Origin of the sequence: Kitasatospora sp. NPDC057512 (assembly GCF_042802135.1) — a bacterium.
GTDB lineage: Bacteria > Actinomycetota > Actinomycetes > Streptomycetales > Streptomycetaceae > Kitasatospora.
This window is the reverse complement of the sequence record NZ_JBHVET010000264.1, coordinates 1-10316: the sequence shown is the minus strand read 5'-3', so window position 1 is coordinate 10316 and position 10316 is coordinate 1. Positions and strand designations below refer to the sequence as shown.

The window sequence follows — 10316 nt, the reverse complement described above, 5'->3', positions numbered from 1 at the left end:
CACCATGCCGGTCCGCCCGCCGCCTCGCCCGGTTGGCGGGCGGGGACGGCGGGCGGCACTGGCGGGCGGCGAAGGCGACGGCGACGAAGGGGCGGGGCGGCTCAGGCCGGCTCGGGCGGCCACGGGCCGTGCGCCGCCACCTGGGCGCGCAGTCCGCGCAGCGCCCGGGCGGAGGCGATCCCGACCGCGCCGGTGACCAGGCCGTCCCGGACGCAGACGGCGGCGAAGCGGTGCTCGGCCAGGCTGCCGTCCACCACCTCGAACCGCTCGGCGTCGCCGGGCCGGCCGAACACCTGGACCCGCAGCCCGTACTGGTCGGTCCACAGGTACGGGACCGGCCGGTAGGCCTGCCGTTCGCCGTCCGGGCCGGCCAGCAGGTTCCGGGCCGCGTGCATGGCCTGCTCGGTGGCGTTGGTGCGCTGTTCGAGCCGGTGGTGGCGGCCGGTGCGCGGGTCGGGCCAGGAGGCGGCGTCCCCGGCCGCCCAGACGCCGGGGCCGGCGGCGCAGTAGGCGTCGCAGACCACGCCGTCGTCCAGCGGGACGCCGCTGCCGGCCAGCCACTCGGTGGCCGGCTCGGAGCCGACGGCCATCAGCACGGCGTCGGCTGCCAGTTCGGAGCCGTCGGCGAGCCGGACGCCGACGGCCCGGCCGCGTCGTTCGAGCAGCCCGGTGGCCACGCCCCGGTGCAGCCGCACCCCGTGCTCGCGGTGCAGGCCGGTCAGCAGCGCGGCCGTCTCGGTGCCCAGGACGGCGGCCAGCGGCGTGGCGGTGGAGGTCAGCCAGGTCACCTCGGCGCCGAGCCCGACGGCGGTGGCCGCCGCCTCGGCGCCGAGCAGCCCGCCGCCGACCACCAACAGCCGTACGCCCGCGCGCAGTTCCTCGCGCAGGGCGAGGGCGTCGGCGAGGGTGCGCAGCACGTGCGCCCCGGGCCGCGGCGCGTCGGCGCCCGGGAGCCGGCGCGGGCGGACCCCGGTGGCCACGATGACGGCCTCGCAGCGCACCCGGCCGCCGTCGGAGAGCCGGACGGTCCGCTCCCGGCGGTCCAGCCGCTCGGCCCGGACCCCGAGGCGCAGGTCGAGCCGGAGCTCCTCCAGCGCCTCGGGGCCGCGCAGGGCCAGGCGATCGGGCTGCCACTCCCCGCCGAGCAGGTGCTTGGACAGCGGCGGCCGGTCGTACGGCGCCTCGGGCTCGGCCCCGATGAGGGTGAGGCGGCCGTCGTAGCCGGCGCGGCGCAGCGCCTCGGCGGCGTGCAGTCCGGCCGCGCCGGCGCCGACCACGGCCACGTCCCGCAGTGCGGTCACGCCTGGTCCAGACTGATCGCCGCGGCCGGGCAGACCGCGGCGGCGTCCCGGACGGCCTGGTGGAGCTCGGCGGGCGGTCGTGCGTCGAGCAGGACGACGATGCCGTCCTCGTCGCGCTGGTCGAAGACGTCGGGGGCGGCGAGCACGCAGTGCCCGGCGCCGCAGCACTTCTCCTGGTCGATCCGGACGAGCATGGTCTTCCTTTCGGAACGGGTGCCCCGTGGCGTGAACTCCGGTGCGGGGCAGGTGGGTTGGTGTGCCTGTGGGGGTTCTTGGGGGAGCCCGGGTCACCAGGCGACCGGCAGCTCGTGGACGCCGTAGATGAGCATCTCGCCGCGGAAGTGGACCTCCTCGAACGGCACGGTCAGGCGCAGTTCGGGCAGTCTGCGCAGGATGGTGGCCAGTGCGATCTGCAACTCCAGGCGGGCGAGCGGCTGTCCCAGGCACTGGTGGGCGCCGAAGCCGAAGGCCAGGTGGCGGCGGGCGTCGCGGGTCAGGTCGAGCTCGTCGCCGCCGGGGAACTCCCGCTCGTCCCGGTTGGCGGTGTTGACCATGCAGATGACGCCCTCGCCCGCCGCGATCCGCACGTCGCCCAGGTCGACGTCCTCGGCGGCGACCCGGGTCACGCCGGAGTGCACGATGCTCAGGTAGCGCAGCAGCTCCTCGACCGCGCCGGGCACGGACTCGGGGTGCTCGCGCAGGTGGGCGAGCTGCTCGGGGTTGCGCAGCAGGGCGAGCACGGAGAGCGCGGTCATGTTCGCCGTGGTCTCGTGTCCGGCGATCAGCAGCAGCCGGCCCATGTCGCCGATCTGCTCGGTGCTCAGCTCGCCGCGCTCCACCAGGCGGCTGAGGATGCCGTCGTCGGGGTCGGTGCGCTTGGTCTCGGTGAGCCCGACCAGGTAGTCGACCAGCTTGGCCTGGGCGTCGGCGACGTCCTCGGCGCTGGAGTCGCGGCGCAGCAGGACGCGGCTGCACTCCTGGAAGAAGTCGTGGTCCTGATAGGGGACGCCGAGCAGCAGGCAGATCACCAGGGACGGCAGCGGCAGGGCGAACTCGTGGACGAGGTCGGCGCCGGAGCGCCCCTCGGTCATCCGGTCCAGCAGCTCGTCGGCGATCCGCTGGATCTCCGGGCGCAGCGCCTCGACCTTCTTGATCATGAACTCGCCGGTCAGCATCCGCCGGAAGTGGGTGTGCTCCGGGGCGTCCATCCGGATGATGGTCGGCCGCCCGGTGTTCAGCTGCCGGGCGCCCGCGCTGATGAACGGGAAGCCGGGCCGGGTGGAGTCGGAGCTGAACCGGGCGTCGGAGAGGACGGCCCTGACGTCCTCGTGACGGGTGACCAGCCAGCTGGTGGAGCCGTCCCACAGGGTGACCCGGCTGACCGGCTCCTCCTGCCGGGCCTGGTCGTAGGCGGGCGGCGGGGCGAACGGGCAGGTGCCGCGGGCGGCGGGGTGGGTGAAGCGGGGGGTCTTCTGGGCGGTGGCCATCGGTGGATCCCCTTCCGGAGTCGAGCCGTGGGCACCTAGTTACGTGCCCAAAGCAACTAACTGAACGTCACGCTAACTCGCGTTCCGTGGTGGCGGAAGGGCGGATCGGGTGACGGCCGAATCTGTCCGAAATCCGGCACCGGCTCCCCGCCCCGGCCGCCGCCCGTACCGGATCGCTACAGTTCCCCCATGTCGGACGAAGAAGACGCCGAAGACGACCGGACCACCGCCTGCGGGCCGCAGGGCCCGAACGGCCTGGACGGCCTGGAGGACGTCCTGGCCACCCTGGCCTACCTGCTGACACGGTCACAGGAGCACGAGCGCCGCACCGCCAAGGCCGGCATCACCGCCGCCCGCTCGGACGTCTACCTGCTGCGCGCGCTCGCCGAACGCGCGGAGGCCAGCCGGGTGAGCGACCTGGCCGACCGCCTGATGGTCAAACCCTCCCACGTCACCCGCCAGATCGACCGCCTCCAGGGCCAGCAGCTGGTGGAACGCAGCCAGGACGCGCAGGACCGGCGGGCCCGCCAGGTGGCCATCACCCCCGGCGGACGGGAGGTGCTGGACCGTCTGAAACAGGCCAACATCATCGGACTCGCCGACGCGCTGGACGGAGTCCCCGAGGCGGACGTCGTCACCACCGCCACCGTGCTGCGCCACCTCATCGACCGGTACGTGCACCGGGTGCGCGCCACGGGAGCCGACGAGGACCCGCTCCCGGACCGGACGGACGGCGCCGCCGGCGCACCGGGTCCGGCCGCGGGGGCCAGAACCGCCGCGTACCAAGGCGGTTGAGCCGGGGGAGCGCCCGGGTACGTCCCCCGGCATGTCGGACGAGAAGAACCGCGCCGTGGCCGAGGCGATCCTCCCGCTGGTCGGCGGCGCCGCCAACATCCGCTCGGTCGCCCACTGCATGACCCGGCTGCGGCTGGGCCTGGCGGACCGATCCCTGGTCGACACCGAGGCGCTCCGGGCGCTGCCGGAGGTCCTGGGCACGGTCGAGGACGACACCTACCAGATCGTGCTCGGGCCCGCCGCCGTCGCCGGGGTCACCGCGCGGCTGCGCCTGCTCCTGGAGCCCCCAGGCCCGCGGGACGGGGCGGCCGGGCCGGCCGCCGCCCCCACCGGCGCCGCCCCCACCGCGGAGGACCTGGCCGGGCACGGCGAGCGCATCCGGGCCCAGGCCCGGGTGCGCAACGCCACCCCGGTGAAGCTGGCGCTGCGCCGGATCGCCGACATCTTCGTCCCGCTGATCCCCGCCCTGATCGGCTGCGGGATCGTCGCCGGCCTCTCCGGGGCCCTCGCCAACCTCGACTGGGCACCGGCGCTGGTCACCGCCCTGGGCCCGGTCTCCTCTGGGTTCATGTCCCTGATCGCCGTCTTCGTCGGCTACAACACGGCCAAGGAGTTCGGCGGCACGCCCGTGCTCGGCGGCGCGGTGGCCAGCGTGATCGTCTACGCCGGGGTCGCCAAGGTGGAGGCCTTCGGCCACCACCTGACGCCCGGCCAGGGCGGGGTGGTCGGCGCCCTCGGCGCCGCGCTGCTGGCCGTCCACCTGGAGCGCTGGACCCGCCGCCTGGTGCCCGCTGCCCTGGACGTCCTGGTCACCCCCACCGTCACCGTCCTGCTCGGCGGGCTGGCCGCGCTGTTCGGCCTGATGTACGTCGCCGGGGAGGTCTCCACCGCCATCGGCCACGCCGCCACCTGGCTGCTCGCCCACGGCGGCCTGCTCGCCGGACTCGTGCTCGGCGGCCTCTTCCTGCCGCTGGTGATGCTCGGCCTGCACCAGGCGCTGATCCCGATCCACACCACCCTGATCCAGCAGCAGGGCTCCACCGTCCTGCTGCCGATCCTCGCCATGGCCGGCGCCGGACAGGTCGGCTGCGCGGTGGCGGTCTACCTGAGACTGCGCCACAACGCCTCGATCCGGGCCACCATCAGGTCCGCGCTCCCGGCCGGCCTGCTCGGCGTCGGCGAGCCCCTGGTCTACGGCGTCACCCTGCCGCTGGGGCGCCCCTTCGTCACCGCCTGCGTCGGCGGCGCGGCCGGCGGCGCCTTCATCGGGGTGGCCGGACAGCTCGGCGACGCCGTCGGTTCCACCGCCATCGGCCCCTCCGGCTGGGCCCTGTTCCCGCTCCTGGCCGGCCCGCACGGACTCCTCGCGAGCGCCGCCGTCTACGGCGGCGGGCTGCTGACCGGCTACCTCGCGGGCTTCCTCGCCACCTGGTTCTTCGGCTTCACCCGCGAGACCCTCGCCGAGTACAACGCCGTTGCCCCGGAGGGGGGTTCGGAGTAGCCGCCGGGCCGCCGTCGGTGGTGGTGAGGGTGACGCGGCGGGATCCGGCCGCGCGCACGGCGTTCTCCGCGCGCACGGCGTAATCCGCGTTCACGGCGCCGTCCGTTCGAGCGCGGCGGCCAGGTCGGCCGCCGGGTCGCCGGTCACCCGCAGGCCGAACCGCTTCACCAGTTCGTCGACCAGGGCGGGGGTCAGGAAGCCGGGCAGCGAGGGGCCGAGGTGGATGTCGCGGATGCCCACCGCGAGCAGGGTGAGCAGCACCGCGACGGCCTTCTGCTCGGTCCAGGACAGCGCCAGGGTGAGCGGCAGGTCGTCGATGTCGCACTCGAGGGCGTCGGCGAGCGCGGTGGCGATCCGGATGGCGGAGTAGGCGTCGTTGCACTGGCCGAGGTCGAGCAGCCGGGGGAGGCCCGCGATCTCGCCGAAGTCGTGCCGGTTGAAGCGGTACTTGGCGCAGCCGAGGGTGAGCACCAGGCTGTCGCGGGGCGCGCCGAGGGCGAAGTCGGTGTAGTAGTCGCGGCCGGGGGTGGGGCCGTCGCAGCCGCCGATCAGGAAGAAGTGCCGGATGTCGCCCCGCCGCACCGCGTGGACGACCTGGTCGGCGACCGCGAGCACGGCGTCCCGGCCGAAGCCGACGGTGACGGCCTCCTCCGCGGCGGCGGTCTCCGGGAACCCGGGCAGGGCGTGGGCGGCCTGGATCAGCGGGCGGAAGTCGTGGTCGGCGAGGTGCCGGACGCCGGGCCAGCCGACCGGCCCGGCGGTGAAGATCCGGCGGCGGTAGGCGGCGTGCGGTTCGATGACGCAGTTGGAGGTCATCAGGACCGGGCCGGGGAAGGCGGCGAAGTCCCGCTGCTGGTCCTGCCAGGCGCCGCCGTAGTTGCCGGCCAGGTGCGGGTGGGCCCTGAGCAGCGGGTAGGCGTGGGCGGGGAGCATCTCGCCGTGGGTGTAGACGTTGATGCCCTGGCCCCGGGTCTGCACCAGGAGGGCCTCCAGGTCCCGCAGGTCGTGGCCGCTGACCAGGACCGCCTTTCCGGCGACCGGGGTGGTGCGGACGGCGGTGGGCCGCTGGGGTCCGTAGGTGCCGGTGTTGGCGGCGTCGAGCAGTTCGATCGCCGCGAGGTTGAGCCGGCCGAGGCCGACGGCGCGCTCCAGCAGCTCGGCGGGGTCGGTCGGCTCGCCGGCCAGGTAGGCGAGGGCGTCCTCGACGCCGCCGAGCACCTCGGCGCTGCGGCGGCCGAGCACGTCGGCGTGGTGGGCGTAGGCGCAGATGCCCTTGAGCGCGTAGAGGTGGAGCGAGCGGAGCCCGACCACCTCCGGCCCGACCAGGGGGAGCCCGATGTCCACCCGGACGCCCGACGCCTGGCCGACCAGGGCGCCGGGGGCCGCGGCCGGGGTCCAGGCGGCCGGGCCGGTGAGCGTCTCCGGCTGCTGTCCGGCGGCGCGCGCGGCCCGCTCGTACCGGTCCCTGGCCCGGTTCCTGACGCCGACGGCCAGCTGGATCAGGGCGGCGAAGCGGGTGGGGTTGACGTTGACGTTGGTGAGCGTGGTGAAGAGCGCGTACAGGACGAAGGCCGCCGCCTCGTCGTCCGGGTCGCCGAGGGCGCGCGCCTTGGCGGCGTACTGGGAGATGCCCTTGACCGCGTGGACCAGCAGGTCCTGGAGGTCCGAGGTGGGGGAGTCCTTGCCGCAGTTGCCGATCGGACCGGCGCAGCCGGGGGTGGCGCCGGTGCGGTCGGTCTGTTCGCACTGGTAGCAGAACATGCGGGTCCTCCGGGGACTCGTGGTGCCGTTCGGTGGCGGCGGGCGGACGGGGCCTCGACGAGTCCAGGATGGGGCGGCCGTTGACGGCGCATCAGGGCCGGAGGGCCCCAATCCGGGGTCGGGAGACCCAGCCGCCCGGCGTCCGCCGCGTCCGATCGGGTGTACGTATGCGGCGTTCAGACGAAACGGCTGGGGGGTCACCGCTGCTCGGGGCTCCGACGAGAACACTCCGAGGGCTGTTGTTCGGTTCATATGAGGAAAGGACTGTGGTGAAGCCCAGTCAGAATCAGGCGACCGCCGTCGGCTGGAGACGAAGGCTCGGCAGGGTGATGGGATCCGCCCTGGCCCTGACGCTCGTCCCCTTCGGCATGTCGCTCATCGCACCGTCGGCCGCCCAGGCGGCCGGCCTGCCGGGCGGCCTGGGGCCCTGCCTGGGCGCGGACTGTCCGGCGACGTTCCCCCCGGTCAACAACGGTCCCTTCGCGGGCCGCGACGCCGGGGTGAACATCTTCGTCGGCGGCGACTTCAACGTCCGGGGGTCGGCCGCGGAGGCCGAGGGGCACGTGGTGACCCTCGGCTCCTTCGACATGAGCAAGGCCGCCGGGGTCAGCTCGGTGTACAACATCGGCATCGTCGGCGTCGGCTCGCGCGTTCCCCCGCCGAACGGCGCGGACTTCCTCACCGCCGGCGGCAACGTCACCGTGGCCCCGGGGCAGTCGCTCCTGGCCGAGGGCGGCGTCGTCCGCTACGCGGGCACCACCACGGGCACCGTCACCGGCACGAAGGTCCACGACCCGCAGGCGGTGGCCGCCTACGCGCCGCTGCGCGGCCAGCTGCAGACGGCCAGCGCGTGCTACGCCGGGACCGGCACCCCCCGCCCGGCCACCGGAACCGCCGTCAACCAGGGGTACCAGACCCTGTTCACCGGCGACGGCACCTCCGCCCTCCAGGTCTTCAACGTCGACTTCGACATCGTCGGCCGCGGCGGCGGGACCCAGGGGGTCGCCTTCGCCGGCATCCCCGCGAACGCGACCGTCCTCGTCAACCTCGTCGGCGACGCCCGCACCATCAACACCTACAGCGGCAGCCTCGCGGACACCGACCCGTGGAACCAGCTGCGCGAGCGACTGCTGTGGAACTTCCCCACCGCGACGACCGTCACCCTGACCGGCTCGGGGCAGTTCCAGGGCAGCGTGCTGGTCGGCAACCCGGCCAGCACCGCCACGATGAACCTGCCCGGCCTGAACGGACGGTTCTTCACCACCGGCTCGCTGCTGCACAACTCCGGTCTGGGCATGACCGGGACCGAGTTCCACGCCTACCCCTTCAACGGCGACCTCCCGGAGTGCGGCAACCCGCCGGCCCCCACCGCCTCGACCAGCGTGACCAAGGTCGACTCCGCCACCGGGCAGCCCCTGGCGGGCGCCACCTTCCAGCTGTGGAAGGAGAGCAACGGCGTCGCGGGCCTGCAGACCACCGGCACCACCCCGGACACCAAGGTGGGCGCCCCCTGCACCACCAGGGGCAACGGCGTCTGCTCCACGGCGGACCTCCCGCTGGGCACCTACTACTGGGAGGAGACGACGCCGCCGCCCGGGTACGACCTGCCCCAGCCGCCGGTGACGACCGTGGTCCTCGGCACGAACGGGCAGACCGTCCCGGTCACCGTCCAGGACACCCAGAGCCCGGTCGTCGAGACCGGGTCCACCAGCGTGACCAAGGTCGACTCGGCCACCTCGCGGCCGCTGGCGGGGGCGACATTCCAGCTGTGGCACGAGACCAACGGCGTGGCGGGCCTGCAGACCGCCGGGGCCACCCCGGACACCGCGGTCGGCTCCCCGTGCGTCACGCCCGCGTCGGGTGTCTGCTCGGCGTCCGGCCTCCCGCTGGGCACGTACTACTGGCAGGAGACGGCGGCTCCGCCCGGGTACGACCTGCCCGGGCTCAACGTGACCACGGTCGTGCTGAACACCAACGGGCAGAGCGCCCCGGTCACCGTCGCCGACACCCCGGCCGCCGCGCCGACCGCCTCGACCAGCGTGACCAAGGTCGACTCCGACAGCGGGCAGCCCCTGGCGGGGGCGACCTTCCAGTTGTGGCGTGAGACCAACGGCGTGGCGGGTCTGCAGACGTCCGGGGCCACCCCGGACACGGCGGTCGGCTCCCCGTGCGTGACCCCGGCGTCCGGTGTCTGCTCGGCGTCCGGCCTCCCGCTGGACACGTACTACTGGCAGGAGGTCTCGGCGCCCGACGGGTACGACCTGCCCGACCTCAACGTGAACACCGTGGTGCTGGACGCGAACGGGAAGAACGTCGTGGTCACCGTCGCCGACGCCAAGACCATCGCCTCCACCGGGTCCACCTCCGTCACCAAGACCGACGCCGCCACCGGGCAGCCCCTGGCGGGGGCGACCTTCCAGCTGTGGCACGAGACCAACGGCGTGGCCGGTCTGCAGACCACGGGGGCCAATCCCGACACGGCCGTGGGCTCCCCGTGCGTCACGCCCGCGTCGGGCGTCTGCTCGGCGTCCGGCCTTCCGCTGGGCACGTACTACTGGCAGGAGACGGCGCCGCCGCCCGGGTACGACCTGCCGCAGTCCGCGGTGACGACCGTCGTCCTCGACACCAACGGGCAGGACATCCAGCTCCCCGTCCAGGACACCCACACGACCGCCCCGAGCGGGTCCACCTCCGTCAAGAAGATCGACGCCACCACCGGGCAGCCCCTGGCGGGGGCGACCTTCCAGCTGTGGCACGAGACCAACGGCGTTCCGGGGCTGCAGGCCACCGGCCCGAATCCGGACACGGCGGTGGGCTCCCCGTGCGTCACCCCGGCCACGGGCGTCTGCTCGGCGGACAACCTTCCGCTGGGTACCTACTACTGGCAGGAGACGGCGGCGCCGCCCGGGTACGACCTGCCGCAGTCCGCGGTGACGACCGTCGTCATCGACCTGGGCCGGCAGAACGTCCAGGTCCCCGTCCAGGACACGCAGACGCCGACCACCCCGAGCGGCTCCACCTCCGTCCAGAAGGTCGACGCCGACAGCGGGCAGCCGCTGGCGGGCGCCGTCTTCCAACTGTGGCGGGAGAGCAACGGCGTCGCCGGGCTGCAGACCACGGGGGACAACCCCGACACCGCCGTCGGCCCGCCGTGCACGACCCCCGCGTCGGGCGTCTGCTCGGCGGATCACCTTCCGCTGGGCACCTACTACTGGCAGGAGGTCTCCGCACCCGAGGGCTACAACCTGTCGCGGCCCTCGGTGACCAGGGTCGAGCTGACCGGGGACCACCCGTGCGTGACGGTCACGGTCAAGGACAGCAAGTGTCCGCCGCCGCCGTGCCCGCCCACCCCCTGCCCGCCGGGCGACGAGTGGAGTCCGTACGTGCGCTTCACGCCCGTGCCGGGCTTCCTCTGGGGCGCCAACGCCTGACCGCCTGACCGCCTGACCGCCTGACCGGGCCGTGCCCGCC

Annotated in this window: 7 protein-coding genes; 3 read left to right on the top strand and 4 right to left on the bottom strand. The window is 74.3% G+C overall.

Annotated features, from left to right (window positions below):
• Positions 1 to 101 precede the first annotated feature (101 nt).
• The 3 genes from ACFU6K_RS18755 to ACFU6K_RS18745 form a co-directional block, all read right to left on the bottom strand.
• A complete protein-coding gene (locus ACFU6K_RS18755) occupies positions 102 to 1301 on the bottom strand; it encodes an NAD(P)/FAD-dependent oxidoreductase (RefSeq protein ID WP_380664361.1) in 1200 nt (399 codons plus the stop codon).
• Positions 1298 to 1495, bottom strand: coding sequence for a ferredoxin (locus tag ACFU6K_RS18750; RefSeq protein ID WP_380664359.1), 198 nt, complete (start codon positions 1493 to 1495; stop codon positions 1298 to 1300). The genes ACFU6K_RS18755 and ACFU6K_RS18750 overlap by 4 nt, the downstream gene beginning before the upstream one ends.
• Positions 1496 to 1588: 93 nt before the next feature.
• Positions 1589 to 2788, bottom strand: a complete 1200-nt coding sequence (locus tag ACFU6K_RS18745; RefSeq protein WP_380664357.1) for a cytochrome P450 — start codon at positions 2786 to 2788, stop codon at positions 1589 to 1591.
• Positions 2789 to 2977: 189 nt separating this feature from the next.
• Between ACFU6K_RS18745 and ACFU6K_RS18740 the strand changes: the two genes are divergently transcribed.
• Together ACFU6K_RS18740 and ACFU6K_RS18735 are read left to right on the top strand one after the other, a co-directional pair.
• Positions 2978 to 3583, top strand: coding sequence for a MarR family winged helix-turn-helix transcriptional regulator (locus tag ACFU6K_RS18740; protein WP_380664355.1), 606 nt, complete (start codon positions 2978 to 2980; stop codon positions 3581 to 3583).
• Positions 3584 to 3614: 31 nt separating this feature from the next.
• Entirely contained in the window at positions 3615 to 5084 is a 1470-nt protein-coding gene (locus ACFU6K_RS18735; RefSeq protein WP_380664353.1) for a PTS transporter subunit EIIC, read from the top strand.
• A 90-nt stretch (positions 5085 to 5174) separates the two neighbouring features.
• Here the strand turns inward: ACFU6K_RS18735 and hcp are convergent, their stop codons facing one another.
• On the bottom strand, positions 5175 to 6845 hold the full coding sequence (gene hcp, locus ACFU6K_RS18730; protein WP_380664351.1) for a hydroxylamine reductase: 1671 nt from the start codon (positions 6843 to 6845) through the stop codon (positions 5175 to 5177).
• A 329-nt stretch (positions 6846 to 7174) separates the two neighbouring features.
• Here hcp and ACFU6K_RS18725 point away from each other — a divergent pair, with 329 nt between their 5' ends.
• Positions 7175 to 10276, top strand: coding sequence for a SpaA isopeptide-forming pilin-related protein (locus ACFU6K_RS18725; protein WP_380664363.1), 3102 nt, complete (start codon positions 7175 to 7177; stop codon positions 10274 to 10276).
• Positions 10277 to 10316 lie beyond the last annotated feature (40 nt).